General features: G+C 62.6%; 16 protein-coding genes and 1 tRNA gene. 6 read left to right on the top strand and 11 right to left on the bottom strand.

Annotation, left to right across the window (positions count from 1 at the left end):
* Nucleotides 1-83 precede the first annotated feature (83 nt).
* From ABD837_RS00390 to ABD837_RS00380, 3 genes are all read right to left on the bottom strand, one after another.
* A complete protein-coding gene (locus ABD837_RS00390) occupies nucleotides 84-575 on the bottom strand; it encodes a hypothetical protein (protein ID WP_345049021.1) in 492 nt (163 codons plus the stop codon).
* 150 nt (nucleotides 576-725) lie between these two features.
* Nucleotides 726-813 (bottom strand) — tRNA-Ser (locus tag ABD837_RS00385).
* 119 nt (nucleotides 814-932) lie between these two features.
* Nucleotides 933-2,030, bottom strand: coding sequence for an asparaginase (locus ABD837_RS00380; RefSeq protein ID WP_345049020.1), 1,098 nt, complete (start codon nucleotides 2,028-2,030; stop codon nucleotides 933-935).
* 199 nt (nucleotides 2,031-2,229) lie between these two features.
* Here ABD837_RS00380 and ABD837_RS00375 point away from each other — a divergent pair, with 199 nt between their 5' ends.
* A complete protein-coding gene (locus ABD837_RS00375; RefSeq protein ID WP_345049019.1) occupies nucleotides 2,230-3,735 on the top strand; it encodes a malate:quinone oxidoreductase in 1,506 nt (501 codons plus the stop codon).
* Between the two features lie 201 nt (nucleotides 3,736-3,936).
* Entirely contained in the window at nucleotides 3,937-7,266 is a 3,330-nt protein-coding gene (locus ABD837_RS00370; RefSeq protein WP_345049018.1) for a S41 family peptidase, read from the top strand.
* 81 nt (nucleotides 7,267-7,347) lie between these two features.
* Here the strand turns inward: ABD837_RS00370 and ABD837_RS00365 are convergent, their stop codons facing one another.
* Nucleotides 7,348-8,088 (bottom strand): SDR family oxidoreductase, encoded by a 741-nt coding sequence (locus tag ABD837_RS00365; protein ID WP_345049017.1) that lies wholly within the window; start codon nucleotides 8,086-8,088, stop codon nucleotides 7,348-7,350.
* A gap of 140 nt (nucleotides 8,089-8,228) precedes the next feature.
* Between ABD837_RS00365 and ABD837_RS00360 the strand changes: the two genes are divergently transcribed.
* Both ABD837_RS00360 and ABD837_RS00355 read left to right on the top strand, forming a co-directional pair.
* Entirely contained in the window at nucleotides 8,229-8,783 is a 555-nt protein-coding gene (locus ABD837_RS00360) for a GNAT family N-acetyltransferase (RefSeq protein ID WP_345049015.1), read from the top strand.
* Between the two features lie 78 nt (nucleotides 8,784-8,861).
* On the top strand, nucleotides 8,862-9,608 hold the full coding sequence (locus tag ABD837_RS00355) for a hypothetical protein (RefSeq protein ID WP_345049014.1): 747 nt from the start codon (nucleotides 8,862-8,864) through the stop codon (nucleotides 9,606-9,608).
* 7 nt (nucleotides 9,609-9,615) lie between these two features.
* Here the strand turns inward: ABD837_RS00355 and ABD837_RS00350 are convergent, their stop codons facing one another.
* The gene (locus ABD837_RS00350; protein WP_345049012.1) at nucleotides 9,616-10,413 is read right to left on the bottom strand and encodes an arylamine N-acetyltransferase family protein; all 798 of its coding nucleotides are present in this window, start codon (nucleotides 10,411-10,413) and stop codon (nucleotides 9,616-9,618) included.
* A gap of 35 nt (nucleotides 10,414-10,448) precedes the next feature.
* Nucleotides 10,449-11,318 carry an SDR family oxidoreductase gene (locus ABD837_RS00345; RefSeq protein WP_345049011.1) on the bottom strand — a complete coding sequence of 290 codons (870 nt, stop codon included), beginning with the start codon at nucleotides 11,316-11,318 and terminating at the stop codon, nucleotides 10,449-10,451.
* Nucleotides 11,319-11,433: 115 nt separating this feature from the next.
* Between ABD837_RS00345 and pncA the strand changes: the two genes are divergently transcribed.
* Nucleotides 11,434-12,045 (top strand): bifunctional nicotinamidase/pyrazinamidase, encoded by a 612-nt coding sequence (pncA, locus tag ABD837_RS00340; protein WP_345049009.1) that lies wholly within the window; start codon nucleotides 11,434-11,436, stop codon nucleotides 12,043-12,045.
* 398 nt (nucleotides 12,046-12,443) lie between these two features.
* Here the strand turns inward: pncA and ABD837_RS00335 are convergent, their stop codons facing one another.
* From ABD837_RS00335 to ABD837_RS00315, 5 genes are all read right to left on the bottom strand, one after another.
* The gene (locus ABD837_RS00335; protein ID WP_345049008.1) at nucleotides 12,444-14,027 is read right to left on the bottom strand and encodes a DUF6770 family protein; all 1,584 of its coding nucleotides are present in this window, start codon (nucleotides 14,025-14,027) and stop codon (nucleotides 12,444-12,446) included.
* Nucleotides 14,028-14,097: 70 nt separating this feature from the next.
* Nucleotides 14,098-15,585, bottom strand: coding sequence for a M48 family metalloprotease (locus ABD837_RS00330; RefSeq protein ID WP_345049006.1), 1,488 nt, complete (start codon nucleotides 15,583-15,585; stop codon nucleotides 14,098-14,100).
* Between the two features lie 188 nt (nucleotides 15,586-15,773).
* Nucleotides 15,774-16,604, bottom strand: coding sequence for a phosphatase PAP2 family protein (locus tag ABD837_RS00325; RefSeq protein WP_345049004.1), 831 nt, complete (start codon nucleotides 16,602-16,604; stop codon nucleotides 15,774-15,776).
* A gap of 105 nt (nucleotides 16,605-16,709) precedes the next feature.
* The gene (locus ABD837_RS00320; RefSeq protein ID WP_345049002.1) at nucleotides 16,710-17,909 is read right to left on the bottom strand and encodes an acetyltransferase domain-containing protein; all 1,200 of its coding nucleotides are present in this window, start codon (nucleotides 17,907-17,909) and stop codon (nucleotides 16,710-16,712) included.
* 67 nt (nucleotides 17,910-17,976) lie between these two features.
* Entirely contained in the window at nucleotides 17,977-18,759 is a 783-nt protein-coding gene (locus ABD837_RS00315; RefSeq protein WP_345049001.1) for a hypothetical protein, read from the bottom strand.
* A 181-nt stretch (nucleotides 18,760-18,940) separates the two neighbouring features.
* On the opposite strand from ABD837_RS00315, the gene ABD837_RS00310 reads away from it, so the two are divergent.
* Nucleotides 18,941-20,221, top strand: a complete 1,281-nt coding sequence (locus ABD837_RS00310) for a zinc dependent phospholipase C family protein (protein ID WP_345048999.1) — start codon at nucleotides 18,941-18,943, stop codon at nucleotides 20,219-20,221.
* The last annotated feature ends 15 nt before the right edge of the window (nucleotides 20,222-20,236 follow it).

Genomic DNA, 20,236 nt, shown 5'->3' with positions numbered 1-20,236 from the left:
TTACGCGATGGAATAGAACAATTCCCGCCGCTACGCCTACACACGCTGCCTGACACGCCCAGCCGTCAAAATAGCACGGTGGATTAATACGCTAATACGGTGCCCGATTTTCCCACCACGAAGCGGGCGCTGTCAAGAACCAATGCCCCCAGCTTGTTTTTGGACCGGTATACATGCCAGACAACGGTACCAACCCGGGTTGTATCGGTGCTTTCTTTCAGCCGCTGGCCAATTTCTTCAAGTTTATCGGCTTTCCCGGCTGCAGCCATCATCCGCCGCTTGATATCGTCCTCCATTTTGGAACCGCGCTTAACAGCTTTGCTGCGTAAGCTATCGAGGCCCTGTTCAGCACGCATGACCTGTGCTCTATAAGAGGCCTCCAGCGTAGCCGCTGCAGCTAGGTCGGCATCGGATTTGCGCCACGGTTTTTCTGTGCCCCACCGCACCGGCTCGTAGCTGGCAGGGTCATTAAGCTTGGTTTTCAAATAGCCCGGTACGGCTTTCTGCGTTGGGTTTTGCGGTGAACAGGCCGAAAGAGCAATACCAAGAAATAAGAAAACAGGTAAACATTTCATGCCCGAAAGCTACAAAAGACATTGCTGGCCCTAGCCCACAGTGAGAAAATTATTCGCCAGCCACTGGCGAAGCGGAGGAAGCACCTGAGCGAGAAAAAGCCCCGAAAAACACTTGCATTAAGTATTGTCGGGGCTTTTTCAGGCAACTTGTTGAGGGGATGGGATTCGAACCCACGATGAGCTTTTGACCCATACACACTTTCCAGGCGTGCTCCTTCGACCACTCGGACACCCCTCAAGGATGGTGGTTGATGGGGCAAAGATAGGGCGACTCCGCTGGCCGGGCAAGTAGCACGCAGCCTTTGCTGCGTGGCGCCGGGTTGGTACCGAGCAACGATACGCAGCAAAGGCTGCGTGCTACAGCGTGATTTCGCCACGTAAGTCGGTGGCCAGCAACTCGCGGGTGCGCGCTTCGCTCACGCCCAGGCCGAGCACGAACATGAGCTTGGTTACCGCTGCCTCGGTGGTAATATCGTCGCCGCCCACGATGCCCATTTCCGCGAAGCGGGCACTGGTCTCGTACTTGCCCTGCACCACGCGGCCTTCTTCGCACTGGCTCACGTTCAGGAGCCACACGCCGCGCTGGCGGGCTTCGGCCAGGCAGTTGAGGAACCACTCGGCGGTGGGCGCATTGCCCGAGCCGTAGGTTTCGAGTACGCAGCCGCGCAAACCGGGCACGTTTAGTAGCGCCGAAACCACCGCCTCGGTAATGCCCGGAAACAGCGGCAGCACGGCTACGCCGGTTTCGAGGTTGGCGTGCACCTTGAGGCGGGCGCCGGGCAGCAGGCGAATGCTCTTGTCATCAAATTCGAGCCCGATGCCGGCGCGGGCCAGCTCCGGGTAATTCTCGCTCTTGAAGGCAGCAAACTGTTGGCTTTCCACCTTTTTGGCTCGGGTGCCGCGGATGAGGACGTCGTTGAAAAACACGCACACCTCGGGCACGCGCACCGTGCCGGCGCGCGGGTGGCGAGCGGCCGCGATTTCAAGGGCCGTAATGAGGTTGCGCTGGGCATCGGACCGGTTGGCACCCACTGGTACCTGCGCCCCGGTGAACACCACCGGCTTGCCCAGATGCTCGAGGATGTAGCTGAGCGCCGCTGCCGAGTAGGCCATGGTATCGGTGCCGTGCAGCACCACGAAACCATCGAAATCGGCGTAGTGCCGGCCGATGAGTTGGGCCAGAAAGAGCCAGTCGGCGGGCGTGACGTTGCTGCTGTCGATGGGCGCGGGCAGGCTGAGCAGCTCCAGCCGAAAGGGCAAGCGCGTGAGCTCGGGCATTTTGCGGTCGAGCCGGCCGAACTGCATGGGCACCAGGCCGCCGGTGCGGTTCACGGCCATGCCCACGGTGCCGCCGGTGTAGATGATGAGCAGGCGCGGGGCCGTGGTATCGGCCGCGTCGGCGCGGGTGGGCAGGGGCAACAGGGGCAGGTCGAGGTCGGGCATGGGGGCAGTCATTGAACTGCAAGTTGGACAACAAATACGTAGCACGCAGCCTTTGCTGAGTTGGCATTGCACGTGCCGAACCAGCCGCGCATATACCGTTCAGCGCGACGCAGCAAAGGCTGCGTCCTACTTCGAGGGGAAACGTTTTTTCCGCAACAACCAGCCTTGCCCCTTTGTCCGCCGTATTGCCCCCGACACCTTACCACTGCTTATGAATTCAACTGACACCTCCCCTGCCAAACCCGTTTCCGACGTCATCCTCATAGGCGCGGGCATCATGAGCGCCACGCTCGGCGTGCTGCTCAAAGCCCTTGACCCCGGCCTCACCATCAGCGGCTACGAGCGGCTCGATGCCGTGGCTGCTGAAAGCTCCGATGCCTGGAACAACGCCGGCACCGGCCACTCGGCCTTCTGCGAGCTGAATTACACGCCCGAGCGGCCCGATGGCTCGATTGATATTTCCAAAGCCGACAAAATCGCCGAGCAGTTCGAGCTGAGCAAACAGTTCTGGGCTTCGCTGGTACAGGAAGGCACCTTGCCCGACCCCACGGCCTTCATCCACAGCATTCCGCACATGAGCTTTGTGTGGGGCGAGGCCAACGTGGAATACCTGCGCAAGCGCCACGCTGCGCTGCTCCACTCGCCCCTGTTTCAGGGCATGGAATTCAGTACCGACCCCAACCAGATTGCTGAGTGGGTTCCGCTGGTGATGGACGGGCGCGACCCCGCCCAGCCGGTGGCCGCCACGCGCATGGCCGTGGGCACTGACGTGAATTTTGGCGCCCTCACCCGGGCACTGTTGGATAACCTGCAGGCCCAGCCGGGCGTGGATTTGCACCTGGGCTTCGAAGTGGAGGATTTCCGGCACAAGGACGACGGCATCTGGCGCATCAAGGTGCGGGAGCTGGCCACTGGCGAAAGCCGCATTGTGCGCGGCCGGTTCGTATTCATCGGTGCCGGCGGCGGTTCGCTGCCGCTGCTCGAGAAATCGGGCATTCCGGAAGCGCATGGCTTCGGCGGCTTCCCCGTGAGTGGGCAGTGGCTGAAGTGCCAGAACCCCGCCGTGATTGCCCGCCACGAGGCCAAAGTGTACGGCAAGCCGGCCGTGGGCTCGCCGCCCATGTCGATGCCCCACCTCGACACGCGCCAGATAAATGGCCGCAAAGAGCTGCTGTTCGGGCCTTACGCGGGCTTCAGCACCAAGTTTCTGAAGCAGGGCTCGTACACTGATTTGTTTAAATCCATCGAGTTGGGCAACATTCGGCCGCTGCTTTATGCCGGCGCGCGCAACCTGGGCCTCACCAAATACCTCATCGGCCAGGTGCTGCAATCGCCGGAAGAGCGCACCGCCGCCCTGCGCGAGTACTACCCCGAAGCCAACCCCGCCGACTGGCAGCTGGCCGTGGCCGGGCAGCGCGTGCAGGTCATCAAAAAAGATAAGAAGGAAGGCGGCGTGCTGGAATTCGGCACCGAGATGGTGACTTCGGCCGACGGCTCCATTGCCGCGCTGCTGGGTGCTTCGCCGGGCGCCAGCACCGCCGTGGCCATCATGCTGGAGTTGGTGCAGAAGTGCTTTCCCGAACGCGCGGCCTCGCCCGAGTGGCAGGCCCGGTTCCGGCAACTGGTGCCTTCCTTTGGCCAGAAGCTGGCCGATAACCCGGCGTTGGCCGCCACCGTCCGGGAGCACAGCCGTGCCGTGTTACAGTTGGAGGCATAGGGCCTTACAATGATGTAAAAACAACGTCATGCTGAGCGTAGCCGAAGCATCTCTGCCGCAGTAGTAATCCTGTCGATGGATTAGTTACGCAGTAGAAATGCTTCGACTGCGCTCAGCATGACGCACCTTTTTTATCCACTAGTTCCTACCGAAAGCTACAATTCCGGCTAGCTTTGCGCAGTACCTCTATTCTGCGCAAACATGCTGAAAGCCTACTTCTTCGCACCGCTACTTTTGGTAGCTGGTGTGGCCTATTCCCAAACCCCACCCACCGAAACCCTACTGTTGCGCGAGCCGGCCATGAGCCGCGACAAGCTGGCCTTCAGTTACGCCGGCGACATCTGGCTGGCCAACCGCGATGGCTCGAACCCGCAGCGCCTCACCGTAGGCCCAGGCGTGGAAACGAGCCCCCACTTCTCGCCCGATGGGCAGTTCATTGCCTTCACCGGCGACTACGACCGCAACGCCGACGTGTACGTGGTGGCCGTGAGCGGCGGGCAGCCGCGCCGGCTGACGTGGCATCCCTCGGGCGAAGTGGTGCGCGACTGGACGCCCGACGGCCAGCGCATCCTGTTCAGCAGCTCGCAGGAAGCCTACGCACGCTCGTTGCAGCTGTTTACGGTGCCGATGAGTGGCGGCCTGCCTACACGCTTGCCTTTGCTGATGGGTGAAAAGGGCAGCTACTCGCCCGATGGCAAGACGCTGGCCCACACCCATATTACCAACGCTACTACTACCTGGAAGCACTACCGGGGCGGCCAGACCGGCCCCATCTGGCTGACGGATTTGCAGACGCTCGCCACCGAGGAAATTCCGCATGAGAATGCCACTGATACTAGTCCGCTGTGGCTGGGCGGCAAAGTGTATTTTTTGAGTGACCGGGCCCGCACCAACAACGTGTTTGTGTACGACCCGGCCACCAAAAAAGTGGAGCAGCTGACCCGCCACAACGACTACGACGTGAAGGCGCTCAGCGGCAACGGCACCGATTTGGTGTACGAGCAGGCCGGCCGCCTGCACGTCATGAATACCGGCTCGGGCCAGACTACCGACCTAAAAATCAGCATCTCGCCCGAAGTGCTGGCCCTGCGGCCGCAGTACCGCAGCGTGGCCGGCATGCTGCGCGGGGCGGCCATCTCCCCCACCGGCGTGCGCGCCGTGGTGGAGGCGCGCGGCGACGTGTTCACAGTGCCTGCCAAAAAAGGCGAAAGCCGCAACCTGACGCATTCCGACACTTCGCACGAGCGGTACCCGGCCTGGGCTCCTGATGGCGCGCACATCGCCTACGTGTCCGACGCTTCCGGCGAGTACCAGTTGATGGTACAGGACCAGCGCGGGCTGAAACCGGCGCAGGCGTATTCGCTGGGTCCGAACTCGTTTTACTTCCGGCCGATGTGGTCGCCGGATAGCAAGAAAATTGCCTACACCGACAAGAAGCTGAACCTGTGGTACCTCGACCTGGGCTCGAAGAAAACCACCCGCGTGGCGGCCGACACCTACGGCCCATTGCTCGGCGAGCCCGCCCTCGACCCGGCGTGGTCGCCCGACGGGCAATGGTTGGCCTACGCCCAGCAGATGCCGAACCACATGCGCACCGTGTGGGTGTACCACCTGCCCAGCGGCCGCCGCGTGGCCGTGAGCGACGGTCGCAGCGATGCCACCGCGCCCGCTTTCAGCCGCGACGGCAAATACCTGTTCTTCACGGCCAGCAACGACGTGGCCCTGCGCGCCACCTGGCTCGACATGTCGTCGTACGACCGCAACAGCAAGCGCACTCTGTACGTGGCCGTGCTTAACCGCCGCGATGCTTCGCCTTTCGCGCCGCAGAGCGACGAGGAAAAGGAAGCCATCAGCAAGCCCGACTCGATTATCGTGGGCAAGCCGGTGGGCAACCGCCCCGCGCCCAAAGTGGCCGTGAAGGACTTGAAGCCGCGCAAGCCGGAAACCACCGCCAAGGTCGTGATTGACACTGTAGGCCTTGGCCAGCGCATTTTGGCGCTGCCCGGCTCGGCAGTGGGCGAGTTGAGCAACGTGCAGGTGGCCGACGGCGACAAAATCTTCTACCTGGAGCAAATGCCCGCTGCCGTGGCCGCTGGCCCCGATGCGCCCCAGCTAGCGCCCACCCAGCGCCTGCACCGCTACGATTTGAAGGAGCGCAAAAATGAGCTGTACCTGACCGAGGTGAACGATTACGCCCTGAGCGCCGACGGCAAAAAACTGCTTTATATGGCTCCGCGCGATGCTTACGGTATTGTGGAAGCGGCCGGCAAACCAGCGGCCAACGACGGCAAGCTGGCCCTCACCGGCCTTGATGCCTACGTAGACCCGCGCCACGAGTGGGCCCAGATGTTTGACGAAGTGTGGCGCCTAGAGCGCGACTACTTCTACGACCCCGGCATGCACGGCCTCGACTGGGTGGCTACCAAGAAGAAGTACGCCGGGTTCCTGCCCTACGTGGCGCACCGCGCCGACCTCAATTACCTGTTTGCCGAGATGATGGGCGAGATGGTGGTGGGCCACAACTACGTGAGCGGCGGCGATATGCCCGCCATCACGCCCAACCCGGTGGGCCTGCTCGGGGCCGACTACGAGGTAGTGAATGGCCAGTACCGCTTCAAAAATGTGTTCAACGGCGAGAGCTTCAACCCCGGCCTGCGGGCGCCCCTCACCGGCCCTGGCGTGGGCGTGAAGGCCGGCGACTATTTGCTGGCCGTGAACAACCGCCCCCTGCGCGGCACCGACAACGTGTACAGCTTCTTCGAAAACACCGTGGGCAAGCAGATTACGCTGCTGGTGAACGACCAGCCCAATACGCGCGGAGCTAGGGAGGTAACCGTAGTGCCGGTAGCCAGCGAAGCCACCCTGCGCCGCATTGCCTGGGTAGAGGAAAACCGCCGCACCGTCGACCGACTCACCGGCGGCAAAGTGGCCTACGTGTACCTCCCCAACACCGGGGCCGAGGGCTACGAATTCTTCAACCGCTACTACTTCAGCCAGCTCGACAAGCAGGCCGTGATTGTAGACGAGCGGTTCAACGGCGGCGGCTTCGTGGCCGATTACATCCTCGACCTGCTCAACCGGCCGTTGCTCAGCTACTGGGCCCCGCGCGAGGGCCGGGCGTTCACCACGCCGGGCTCGTCCATCTACGGGCCGAAGGTGATGCTGGTGAACGAGTTCGCCGGTTCGGGCGGCGATGCGCTGCCGGCGTTTTTTCGGCGGCGCGGGTTGGGCACCGTCATCGGCAAGCGCACCTGGGGCGGTCTGGTGGGCATTTCGGGCTACCCGCCGCTCATCGACGGCGGCAGCGTAACCTCGCCCAGCTTCGCTGTGTACAGCCCCGACGGCAAGTGGGAAATCGAGAACGAAGGCGTGGCGCCCGACATTGAAGTCGACGTGCGCCCCGCCGATACGCAGAACGGCGCCGACCCGCAGCTCGCCAAAGCCATCGAGGTGATTTTGCAGGACATGGCCAAGCAGCCGGCCAAGTCGCAGGGCATCCCGGCGCAGTACCCCATGCGCGGCCGGGAGTAGTTGTAGCGTGGACACTGCGAATCCGCGCGTGGTAGGACCTACTGGCGCAGCCACACGCGGACTCGCAGAGTCCACGCTACACTACCGATTATTCATCACCCGGAACTGTTCGTCCAGCTCGGCCCGCGAGGCCAGCCGCGACGTTTCCGACGTACCGAAGCCGACCTCCTGCTCGCCGGCAGCTAGGCGGCTCATCACCGAATCGGCAAACTCGTCTACGTTCACGCCGAAGGTGTGCAGGCCGGGGCCGCCGAGGTCGGTATTCACGGCCGGGGGCACAATTTCGAGCACCGCGATGCCTTCCGGCTTCAACTGGTGGCGCAGCGAGAGCGTGAATGAGTGGAGCGCCGCTTTGGTGGCGCTGTAAATCGGCACGAAGGCCGCGGGGGCAAACGAGAGGCCCGACGTGACGTTGATGATGGCCGCGCCCAGCCGGTGGCGCAGATTCGGCACCAGCAGCGTGCTGAGATGAATGGGCGCTTCGACGTTGATAACCAGCTCTTGCCGGCGGGTTTCCCAGTTGGTATCGTGGTCGTGGGCCAGCTGAATGCGGTTCTGGATGCCGGCATTGTTTACCAGCACGTTCAGGTCGGGGTAGGTTGAAGTGGCCCAGAGCACCAGTTCCTGACGCTGGGCGGGGTCGGCGATGTCGCATTGGCGCACGACCAGGCCGGGGTGATTTTGCTGGGCTTCGGTGAGTTTATCTTCACGCCGGCCCACGATGATGACGGTGCTGCCGGCCCGCAGGAAGCGCACGGCCAATGCTAGGCCAATGCCCGATGCGCCGCCGGTGAGCAGGATGGTGTTGGTAGCTAGATTCATAGCGAAACGGGAAATGAAGAAGTACGGCCTTGCCAACAAAGCGGCCGGCGGCCCGGTTATCCCCGGCCCAAAATAAGCCCGGCACTACCTGCGCCGCGTCCTTATCTTGCAGATTCATCCGCGCCAATTTCTATTTCACCATGATTAAACTCGAAGCCTTCACTTCCGACGATTTTACCCAACTCATGGAATGGGTCGACGATGAGCGGCTGATGAAAGAGTGGAGCGGCTCGATGTTTTCCTTTCCGCTCACCGAGGCCGGCCTGAGCTGGTACATCGAGGGCTCCAACGACATAAACGACCCCAACGTATTCATCTACAAAGCCGTCGACTCGAAAACCGGCATCACCGTGGGGCACATTTCACTGGGCGGCATCAGCGAGCGCGACCGGGCCGGGCGCATCACCCGGGTACTGGTGGGCAACAGCACAGAGCGCCGCCGCGGCATTTGCCAGGGCATGGTAAAAGCCATTCTTCGCATTGGGTTCGAAGACCTAAAACTACACCGCATCAGCCTGGGAGTCTATGACTTCAACCACGCGGCCATCAACTGCTACTTGAAGTGCGGCTTCCAGGAAGAAGGCCGGATGCGCGACGTAGTGCGCCACGGCGACGGCTACTGGACGCTGGTGGAGATGGGCATTCTGGAAGACGAGTGGCGGGCGTTGCACCCGAAGGCGCACGCGCCGGCCTGAGCCCCTGCGGCCGCAAGCTGCAGCCGCTAAAAGGCGTAAATTGACACACTTTCCATTTCCGCCTTTCGCTTACCTGCCATGAAGTTGCTTCTACTCGGCACCCTGGCCCTGCTGCTGGGCCGCTCCGTTGCATCGGCGCAACTGGCCCCGACGGGCCTCGAAGGTGCCGCGGGCGAGAGCAACCTGCGCGACTTTACGCGCGGCCTGCCCGCCGTGCTGCCCAGCGGCACGGAAGAACGCGTGGTGGGCTCGCCTTACGCCGACAGCCGCTGGCTGCCAGCCCGGCTCGACGTGTACAATGCCCGGCCACTCCCGCCCGTGTCGCTCAAATACGACGTGCTGGGCCGCCGGCTCCTGATTCGCCCGCAGCTGAGCGGCCGTCCCGACTCGCTCGTGCTGGACGACACCCGCGTGGCCGGCTTTGTGTTGTTGGAGCCGGCTACGCCGCTTGGGCCTGGCCGCCAGCGCCGGTTTCGCCGGTTCGAAGAATCGGCCGTGCCCCTGCAACGCCTGAGCTACGTGGAAGTGCTGCACCAGGGCCGCTACGCGTTACTCATTTACCGCCACAAAACCCTGATTCCGCCCGATGTGCAGAGCGCCTACAACACCGGCCGCCGGGCCCCTACCATCGTCGACCACACCGAGTACTACCTCCGCACCCCCGAAGGCCGACTCCAGCCACTGAAGCTGTCGTTGAAGGCCCTGCAACAGGGAGCCCCCACCCTGGCCACGGCCCTGCAAGCCGCCGTTCAGGCCCTTAAGCCCAACAGCGAGGCCGATTGGGGCGTGGTGCTGGACGTGGCCGACCCGCCAGCAGCTAAATAGCGCTATCCTAGGAGAATAGCCTGCTCACCGGCTCGGGTAGCCGAATGCCAAAATACTGGTCCAGCGCGGTCGCATAGGCGCCATCATCGGCCAGCACCGAAATGGTGCTGCGGCCGTCGGGCCGGCGGACTTTCAGCTCGCGGTCGACCAGTGTGGCGCGGTACTCGGGCGTGGCGCGGGCGCAGATGCGCTGCTGCCGAAACGGGGAGTCGGGCGAGTTCGAGTAGAAGTAGCTCATCATCTGGTAGTCGCTGGGCTGGGCCTCGTCCAGGGTAAACGTGTAGAGGCTTTGCCACTGCCCATCCATCAGCAATTGCACGTGGTAGTTGTGCTGGGGCGCTGCCTGCAAGCGGTAGCTATCGAAGCCCATGCGGTGTTCGGGCCCTATTTCCAGCGGAATCGGCTCGAGCAGGGTATTGCCGCCAAAGCCGAGGTCGGCCACCCAGGGCTGCCCGTCTACTTCAACCAGCAGCAGCTGATGAGCCCGCGGGCGCAGCGGCTCGCCGGCTATTAGGTTGCGACCTACCAGGTTGGTTACCGTAAATCCCAGCTGCCGCAGCACACGCCCAAACAGGCCGTTTAGCTCGTAGCAGTAGCCGCCTCGGCGCTTAGTTAGCAGCTTGCGGCTCAGGCTAGGCGCATCGAGGCCAATGGGGCGGCCGAGGTGAATGTCGAAGTTTTCGAACGGAATGCTGTAGGCCTGCGCCCGGTGCAGCCCCACAAAGGTTTCGCGGGTGGGCGTGAGCGGGCCAGTGTAGCCAGTACGGGCCACGTAGGCAGCAATATCAATAGCAGAATCGGGCATGACGGACGGGAGCAAAGACAGAAACGACCAGCCAATTACGCCATAAACTGCGTGTCCGTCAACTTTTCACTAAGCTCCCACAGCTGCCGGGCATGCTCAGAGGTGTTGAAGGAGTTCTTAACCGGCGTGGTCTTTTTCTTGTCGTAATAGCCGCCACTCGTAGTTGCCACTTCCGGCGCCGAGGCCAGGAAAACACTGGTTTCGGCCCCTTTAGCAGCCGAAATCATGAAGGGGCGCCCCAACTGCACAAAGAAGCTCATCAGGCCGTTGGCTTCGCTGCCGAAGCTGCTGGCCACCACGCCGGGGTGCAGCGCGTTGGTCGTGATGTTGGCGATGCGGTGCGTGCGCAGGCGGCGGGCCAGCTCCTGCGTGAACATGATGTTGAAGAGCTTGGTGTTGGCATACACGGCCAGCGCGCCGTAGCTGCGGGTCGACTGTGGGTCGGCCAAGTCAGGCCGGGCCATGCGGTACACCGTGGATGCTACGTTGACTACCCGGGCGGCGGGGCTGGCTTTCAGCTTTTCAAACAGCAGGCTGGTGAGCAGGAAGGGCCCGAGGTGGTTGGTAGCCAGGCCCAGCTCGTAGCCCTGGGGCGAAACCTGCCGCTCCGCGCCTAGAATCAGCCCAGCGTTATTTACCAGAATATCCAAGCGTGGGTACCGGGCATTAAACTCGTCAGCAGCGCGGCGCACCTGTTCCAGGTCGGCGAGGTCGGCCAGCAGCACGTCCACGTTCTCGTGGCCGGCCGCGGCTTTAATCTCCTGCTGAGCGGTGGCGGCCTTGTCCGCGTTGCGGGCCAGGATGACGACGTGGGCGCCCATTTTGGCCAGTTCGGTGGCCGTAACCTGGCCGATGCCGGACGTAGCTCCGGTAACGAGGACAATTTGATTCTGGAGATTAGCCATGAGGAAATAGTTTTGCGGATTATGCTTGCGCTAACGTAACCCCACCACCTATACTTGGTTTTACCTAAAGAAATACGCCAACCGCCGGCTCGCGTCGGCTTCCTCCCTCCTGCTTATGCGCACTCTGCTGCTTATCGATATTCAAAACGACTTTCTGCCCGGCGGCCGACTGGCTGTGCCGGCCGGCGACGAAATCATCCCGCTCGTTAACGCCCTGCAGCCGCAGTTCGACCTCGTGGTAGCTACCCAGGACTGGCACCCGGCCGGCCACCAGAGCTTTGCCAGCAGCCACGCCGGCCGCGCTCAGTTTGACCAAATCGACCTGCACGGCTTGCCCCAGGTGCTCTGGCCCGACCACTGCACCCAGGCCAGCGAGGGGGCAGACCTGGCGCCCGGCCTGCAAACCGAGCGCATCGAGGCCATCTTCCGCAAGGGCATGAACCCCGAAATTGATAGCTACAGCGCATTTTTCGACAACGGCCACCGCAAAAGCACCGGCCTGGCCGACTACCTGCGCGGCCGTGGCGTGACGGAAGTGGTAGTAGCCGGCCTGGCCGCCGACTACTGCGTGTACTACTCGGCGCTGGATGCGCTGGCCGCCGGTTTTGCCACCACCGTCATCACCGATGCTACCCGCGCCATTTCACCCGAAGGCTGGGCTACCGCGCAGGCCGACCTCACGGCCAAAGGAGCGCAGTTGGTCGCCAACGCTGCGGTAACCGCCTGAACTACTTCGGCAATGATGACAGGCAAAAAGGCCCGACAAATTGCCTTGTCCTTACCCAAAACGCGTTGCCTGCCTGCTGGCGGCACTTGACCGGTCCGGTCCGACCGCCCTAGGCGGTCCGACCGGTTGTTGGCGGAGCGAAACCAGGGGTTCTTCAACCGGTCGGACCGCCTAGGGCGGTCGGACCGGAGCAACGACCGCCGTTTTGGGTAAGGACAAGGCAAATTGCCGGGCCTTTTTGGTTTTCAAATGGTTGAGCAACGGTGTTATAACGTCATGCTCATCTGGCGTCCGCTTGTCGAAGCATCCCTACCTCAGTAGTAAGCCAATGGACTCAACGAAGCGGTAGAGATGCTTCGACTGCGCTCAGCATGACGTTCTGACCAGATTCCGGCTGCTTAGTTATTCACCTTCACCAAGCGCATGTCGAGCGTTTTCTTCTTTTTCAGGTAGTCGGCAATCAGCACGTAGCCGGGTTTGGCGGGGTAGAGATACGAGGCCGTGGGCCCGGCGGGTATTTCGATTTTGTCGACGGTGTACTTGCCGTTGTCGCCGAAGGCAATGTTGCCCACGTAGGTTTTGGCGGCCTCGCCTTTCTCCTTATCGAAGTTGACGTAGACCACGTTAAACTTCGTGTTGTCGTCGTTTTTCTGGATGAACTGGTAGTCGAAGTCGCCCTGCATCTTCATAATCTGCCCCAGCAGGCCCGCGCCCATAAAGCCCGTGCCGGCGGGTAGCTCGGCGTTGGTCACGGTTTTGGGGTAAAATTTCACGTTGGCCAGCTTGGCATCCTGATCGAGCTCGAAGATGAGCAGGTTGCCCACTTTGCCTTTCGAAACGCTCGCGTTGGTGTGGCCGCCGTTCAAAATATTGGCGGCAATGCCCAGGCCGTCGCCCACAATCTTGAACTGCTCGGCCACCACAAACATGTGCCCGTTGGCCCCTTTCAGAATGGCCTGGTTGTAGTTCACGTAGTTGTCTTCGAGGCTGGCTTTGGCTTCGGCGGGCATGAGGGCGGCCACTTCGTTTTGCCAGCCGTAGTTTTTGGTGCTCACCGGCTTGCCGGCTTCGCTGAAGCGCTTCACGTAGAAACCCTGGCTCTTATTCACAAAGGGCTTGTCGTCGAGCTTGTAGTATTCGCCCACGGCCACGAACTCGCGCTTGTCGGCATCGAAGGTGAAGGAGCTGAGCGAGAGCTGTTCGGTGGTTTTGGTTTCGACGGGCAAATCGAGGAGCTTCTTGCCGGTTTTGGCATCCAGGGCCACCATGTACGAGGTGGCTTTGCGCGAGAGCAGGCCGTCGCGCCGCAGCATCACGCCTAGCAAGTACTTGTCGGCGGCCTCGGTGAGGGTGAGGGATTCGTACTCCTTGGCATTCTCGTTGGAGGCAATGCGCCAGTGCAGGCCCAGCTTGTTGTCGTAGATGCCCAGGGTGTAGCCCTTGGCCATGCCGCCGGTGTAGCCGTTGCGCACAAAGCCCAGGCCGGGCACCGGAAACAGGTTCAGGCCCATCATAAAGCCGCCGGCGGCGGGGTCGGCCGCGCGGGTCTGCATCTGAAGCACGCGCAGGTCGCCTTTCGTTAACTCACCGATTACCTTGGTGCCCAGCTTTTGCAGGCTGGTATCGTAGGTTTCAATCTCCAGCGTTTCGTCTTTGCTATTAAAGAAGTAAAACGCGAAAGCCGAACCGTTGAACGTGTTTTTCAGCAGGATGTAGCGGCCCGAAGGCTTCTGCATGGTGATGGAGGACATCTTCTTCAGGTCCTGGTCATACAGGTCGAGCAGGTAGTTGTCGTTTTTGCGGTCGGCCTTGTCGCCGCGGGCAAACGTTACGTAGCCCTTCACTTCGTTGCCGGCGTAGATGGGCGACAGCAGCGAGCGGCGCATGTTGCTGATGCCGTCGAGCGTGATGGTTTGGGCAAAGGCCATGGGAGCAGCCAGCGCCAGCACGGCCGCCAAGGCCGCGCGTTTCACAATTTGCATGAAAAAGGGTAAGAAGTGGGAAATAATAAACTGGAAATCAGCTAAAGGGAAATTGAACCGCACATGAGCCCTAGCGGTGGCGAACCACAACGGGCGCGGGGCGCAACGCCGCAAACCGGCCCTGGGGGTAGCGCCGCCGGTAGTCGTCGCGCAGGGCCAGCACGGCGGGGTCGGTGGGTGGGGCGGCCAGGGCGGCGGCCGCGTAGCGGCCGGCCAGCGCAAACTCGTCGGCCGGAGCTAGGGCTTCGGTAAGTGGGGCGGCGCGGGCAAAGCAGGCACTCAGCTCCCGAAAATCGTCGGGGCGCAACTGGTACAGCGTCCGCAGCAGCTCGTTGAAGTTGGCCGCCTGGTGCTCCGACACGTTGCTCACTACTTCGGTAAACGTGTGGTCTTGCAAGTGCTGGCGCAACTCGAACAGGCTGAGCTGCACCATGGCACGCAGGTAGCTGTTCTGCGGCTGCTGGGGCAACAGCTGCAGCGCTTCAAACAGGGCGTGGTCGTAGCAGTCGTAATCGAACCAGCTCTGCACCAGCTCCAACCGGCTCAAGCGGCGGATGCGGTCGAAATCGGGTGGGCTAGGCGGCTGGGGGCCCTCCGCCACGCGGCCCTGGGCCAGGCCCTGCACAAAGCGCATGCGCTTGCCGCAGTCGGGGTGCGATTTTAAGGTATCGGAGGTTTCAAGCACTGTTTTCGCGGCCGCTTTCACCGTGAAGATGGAGGCCGACGCCACCGGTGCCCCACCAAACGCCCGCGGAAACTCGGCGCAGCTGAACTGGGCGGCCAACGGCAGCGGCGCGGGGTTTTCGGGCTGGTCGATTATGTCGAGCAGCTGCAGGGTGCGGTAGGCCTGCGGGGCCTCGTAGGTGGTGCGGGCCAGCAGCACGTAGCCCAACGAGTCGGCCTGCCGCTCGAAACGGCGGTGGTGGTAGCTGCTGCTCAGCGAAAAGCTCAGGGCTAGCGCCTTCAGCTGCGAGCCAATGTTGTATTCGGAATCGACGATACGCCGGAACTCGCGCTTGAGCTCCTTGCTGTGGATGGTGGCAAGCCGGTCGCGTAGGCCGGTTTCGAGGTGGTGGCTGGCGCCGTGGGCCAGTTCGTGGCAGAGCACGTAGGCCAACTGGCTCTCGTTTTCGAGGCGGGGCAGCAGGCCCAGGTTCAGGAGCACGGTGCTGCTGCCCACGGCGCGGGCGTTGGGCTCGGGGTTGCGGGTGAGCACGAGCCGGGTGCCGGCCGGCAGCTGCGGGTTGGCGCGCAGGATGCGGGCGAATACCTGCTGCACGTAGGGCTCCACCACGGGGTCGAGCAGGGCGGCGTAGCGAATGGCGTTGTACACGTCGGCCGAAGCTTCCTGCACCACGCGGCGGTAGTGCTCGCGGTACTCGCTGCTGCCGGTTTTGGGCACGGGCATTTCGGCCCGCAGGGCGGCGCGCTGGGCCACGGCCAAGTCGTGGCGGCGCGTGGTATCGCGCGAGTAGAAAGGCCGGTACGCCTCATCCTGAGCCCAAACAGCGCTGGTGCTCAGCAAGCCCAGCAGTACCAGGCAGAGAAGTCGACCCATGAAAGGAACACGCAGAATACTGTTAGAGCGCAAATTTGCTATTTACTAGCCTCAAATCTAGCAGAATAACCAGCGCATATCCAATGCCTTGCGGGAAATTATTTCTACCCCAAACGCCAAAAGGGTGGCGCAGCGCTACCAGCACCACGCCACCCCAACAACCGGCTTTTATTTGCTTTAGGACGTGCCTACAAACGCTTGCTTAGCAGCAGGCCCGAGTAGGCGTAGCCGTTGGCATTCAGGCCCTGCATGGGCACGAAGCTAACCCCGGCCCGGCCGGCTACTTTGTGCAGCTGCGGCACCAGAATGCCCATGGTGGTGCCCACCGTGTAGCCCACGATGTTGTCGGAGAGGAAGTGCTTGCCGGCCTCGATGCGGTAATAGGCTACTGCCGCTGGCACCAGAGCTGCGGCACCCCACACAAAGGCCTCGCCGGCGTAGCCAGGGTTGAAATCGTGCAGCACTTTGGCGGCGAAGAACGTAGCCGTGGCCGTGTGCCCGGTGTGGCCGGCGAAGAAGGAGTTGGTTGCAATGGCGCCCGAGCGGCCGCCCCCACCCTCGGTACCGTAGAGGTAGGGCCGGTAGCGGTACACGTTGCCCACCGTGCTGGTGAACAGGGCATCGGTGGCCAGCATTGTTTCGACGTAGAGCCCCAGCACCTGCCCGTAGTGGCTGCGCACGTCTTTGTTCAGGGCCAGCAGGCCGGGGGCAATAACCAGCGTAGGGTAGCAAAGCAGGTCGCTGACAGTTTGGGCGCTTTCGCTGTAGCGGCCGGCCGAGAACCGGTCGAAGCTGGGGACATCTTCCTTGCGCAACGCGGCTAGTTCGGCATCGCTCAGGCCGCTTTTCTGCTGCACGCGGTAGAGGCCGAAGGCACTGGCCGCGCCGAGGCCCAGAATAATGGGGCCATCGACCGCGAAACGGGTGTGGTAGGGCGAGTCTGATTGCTGCGCTTGGGCGGCTGGAGCTGCGGCGGTGAGCAAAGCGCCCGCGAGGGCGATTGAGGCAAGAATTTTCATGGGGAACAATTGGGTAATGTGGCCCAAACGAAATTCAGCCCCTTGGGTTTTTCCACGGTTGTGCTTGGCAAGGCCGCGCTGTGTGATTCACCAATCAATCCTGCCCTACAGATACGACAGCCACCAGTATGAATGCCGCTGTTTATAGCCCTGGTACCAGCGGCAGGGCCAGTACAGGGCCAGCACCACCACGGCCCACACTACATAAGCCCGCAACAAGCTGGGCTGATACGCCGCTGGCTGGGGCACGCCGGGCGGCGCAAAAGCCAGGTTATAGGGATAGCCAAATTGCTGCCAGGTCCAGAGCAGCGCGCTCCCGCTGATAAGGACCAGGTGCATCAGGTAATAGAACATGGGCACTTTGCCAAAGGCGCTCAGCCACTGGCGCAGCCGGCCGGGGGCTTCTTCGGCCACCGAGAGCAGCAACAGCGCTGTGCCCAGCGTGAGGCTCAGAAACAGCAGCGACGGCGGGTACTTGGTGATGTTCACAAAGGACAGCGCGGTGTAGAGCGGCCCGCGTGCCTGCACCGCCCAGGGCTGCGGGTCGCCGTACCAATTGGTGAAGCGCAGTGCCACGAACAGCAGCAGCGCGCCCGCCCCAGCCAGGCGCAGCAGGCGCTTGCGGGTTGCTAACGGTGCCAAAAACCACGGCCCGATGCTGTAGCCGGCCGCCAGCACGGCCGCCCAGGGCAGGAAGGTGTAGGCCGCCAGCAGCGTCAGTTTGGGCGTGTGCGGGTAAGGAAACGGGCTGTTATACACCAACGCCGGCAACAGGGTAGCAGCCGTTACGGGCTGAATATTGGGCAACGCGTTGTGGCCCGCAATAACCAGCAGGGCCAGCGCGGCCACCAGCCAGCGCGGCAGCCAGATAAGGCCGGCCAGCACCACCATGCCCCAACCAATGGCCCAGATTATCTGGAGCAGAATGATAGCGTAGGCGCCCCATTGCAGGAGGAAGTTGATAACCACGATTTCCAGCACCACCAGCCACAGCCCACGCGTGAGCAGAAAGCGGCTTACGCCTTCCTTGCTGGCTTGCTTCTGCTGGTACAGAAACACGCTGGTGCCCGCCAGAAACACGAAGATGGGCGCGCAGAAGTGCGTAACCCAACGCGTGAAAAATAGCAATACCGAGGCGTGGGCCACGTCTTCGGCCCGCACTGCCATGGGGCTCCAGAATTCGCGAATGTGGTCCAGCGCCATGATGACCATGACCAAGCCGCGCACCACGTCGATGGCCTGAACGCGAGGCGTGGCAGCCCGGCTGGTTGGCGTAAACGACTGGGAATAAGCAGTGGGCGTCATCGGCAAAGCGGATAGGCGAACTACCCGCCAAGGCAGCGGCTTTTCCGAAAATCCAGCCTCTGCTCCCCTATTGCTGTACCGTGGCCCCGTGCACGGCCAGCGCGTCGCCCAGCAGCCAGTGCCGCAGGAAGTTAGGGTCGGCTGACACCTTGCCCAGCACCCGGTATTTCGAAGGCAAAGCGGTGCTGCTTGCCGCCGCCTCGCGCACCACCGTGCCCGGCCCCAGGTAAGTGGAATGCACCATTTGGACTCCCCCGTCGGGGCGCACCCGCAAAAAAGCGGCGTGGAAGTCGAGCCCCAGCACATACAGGCCCGGCCCCAGCGCTTGCGCCTGCCGCACAAAATCGGCCTGGCTCAGGCCCCGGTAGCGGGTAATGTAGGCTTCAGAAGTCAGGTTTTTGATGAGGACTTCGGAGGCTTGCTTGGCCAACACGGTGCGTTGCAGGCGCAGGCCGGCATCGTGCAGCGTGGTCGTGACGAAGTAGCCGCAGGCAATGCTGCCGCGCCGGGGCTCCCAGCTGGTGCCATAAAAAGCCCACGCGGTGCCTTCCCAGGCCGGAAAGATGGTGCTGTCGAGTTCGGAGAGCAGCAGCTGGCGGGCCTCACCCAGGCAGGCGGTCCGACGAGCAGCGGTGGTAGCCCGCCGGTACCGGCCAGCAAGTTGCCGACGCCGGACGTCGAATCGGCGCAACGCCGCGTGGTACGCAGGGGCCGAGTAGGCGGCCTGCGCAGTGGGCAAGCCGGAACCGGCGGCAGATGTATCGGATGCGGCCGTATCGGAGGCGCCCGACTGCCCAAAGCAGCCGCGCAGGCCAGTCAGCAGCAACACGGCCACAAAAGTGAGTTTCATATTAAATGATGAGCCGGCAGCAATAGGAACCAGCCAGATGGCCAACGGGAAACGCGCGGAATATTGTGAGGTGTAAGGGCCAGTAATTGGGAACGAAGCAAGGGCCACCGCAGTCGCTTGGCGCAACAGTCGTCGGATATTTCCCGTTGGCAGGCAAGCGCTTGCTCCGTACCTGTCCTTCATGTTGTTTCGCCTGTTACTGCTGTTGCTGCTAGCCACGCCGCTGGCTCCCGCCACAGCCTATTCTGTGCTCACCCACCAAGCCGTTATCGACTCGACCTGGGATAAGACGCTGGTGCCCCAGCTACAGCATCACTACCCCAGCGCAACCAGTGAGCAGCTCAACGAAGCCAAGAGCTACGCCTACGGCGGCTCCATTTTGCAGGATATGGGGTACTACCCCCTGGGTTCGGCCCTGTTCACTAACCTCGCCCACTACGTGCGGGCCGGCGACTTCGTGCGCAACCTGCTGCGCCAGGCCCGCGACCGCAACGAGTACGCTTTTGCCCTGGGCGCGCTGGCCCACTACACTGCCGATAACGTGGGCCACCCCGAAGGCACCAACCAGATTATGCCCACGGTGTACCCAGATTTGCAGGCCCAATTCGGGCCGGTTATCACCTACGAGCAAGCTACCAAGCGCCACACGGAGCTGGAGTTTTCGTTCGACGTGGTGCAGGTCGCAGCTGGCCGGTACCGCACCCAGGAGTACCACAAATTTATTGGTTTCCGGGTGAGCAAGCCGGTGCTGGAGCGCGCCTTTCAGCAGACGTATGGGCTGGAGCTGGGCCAGGTGGTGCTGAACGTGGACGCAAGCATAGCCACCTTTCGCTTCGCCGTGAACCAGCTGCTGCCGGCCACCGCCCGTGCCGCCTGGCACAGCCAGCGCAAGGCAATCAGGAAGATTAGCCCACGGGCCCGGCGGCGCGATTATCTGTACAGCGCCAACCCGCATGCGTTCCGCAAGGAATTTGGGGAGCGATACAAGCGGCCGGGGTTGGGGGCCCGGGTCATGGCGTTTTTCATCAACCTGATGCCTAAAATTGGCCCGTTGCGCACCTACGCCTTTAAGCTGCCCGATGCGGCGGGTGAGGCAAAGTTTCGCGCCAGCTACCGGGCAGTACTGGCCCGCTATGCCACGCTGGTACGCGAGCAGCCCACCGACACTGCCCGCACGCTGCCCCTGCCCAACAACAACCTCGACACGGGCCAGCCCACTCGCCCGGCCGCCTACGCCTTGGCTGACCAGACGTATAACGAGCTGCTGCGCGAGCTGCACAAACGCAAGTTCGAGCACCTCACCCCGGCCCTGCGCCAAAGCCTGCTCGCCTACTACGTCAACGGCGTGCCCACTCCAGCCCAGGAAACCGAACACGGCGACCCCAAAACCGAGCGCAAAGCCGAGAAGCAGCGGCCCGATACCGAAGCAGCACTGACAGCGCTGCGGGCGTTGCCCCGCTAACCAAACCGGGTTGCG

Origin of the sequence: Hymenobacter glaciei (assembly GCF_039539585.1) — a bacterium.
GTDB lineage: Bacteria > Bacteroidota > Bacteroidia > Cytophagales > Hymenobacteraceae > Hymenobacter > Hymenobacter glaciei.
The sequence above is the reverse complement of the archived record's forward strand: the minus strand, read 5'-3'. Positions and strand labels throughout refer to the sequence as shown.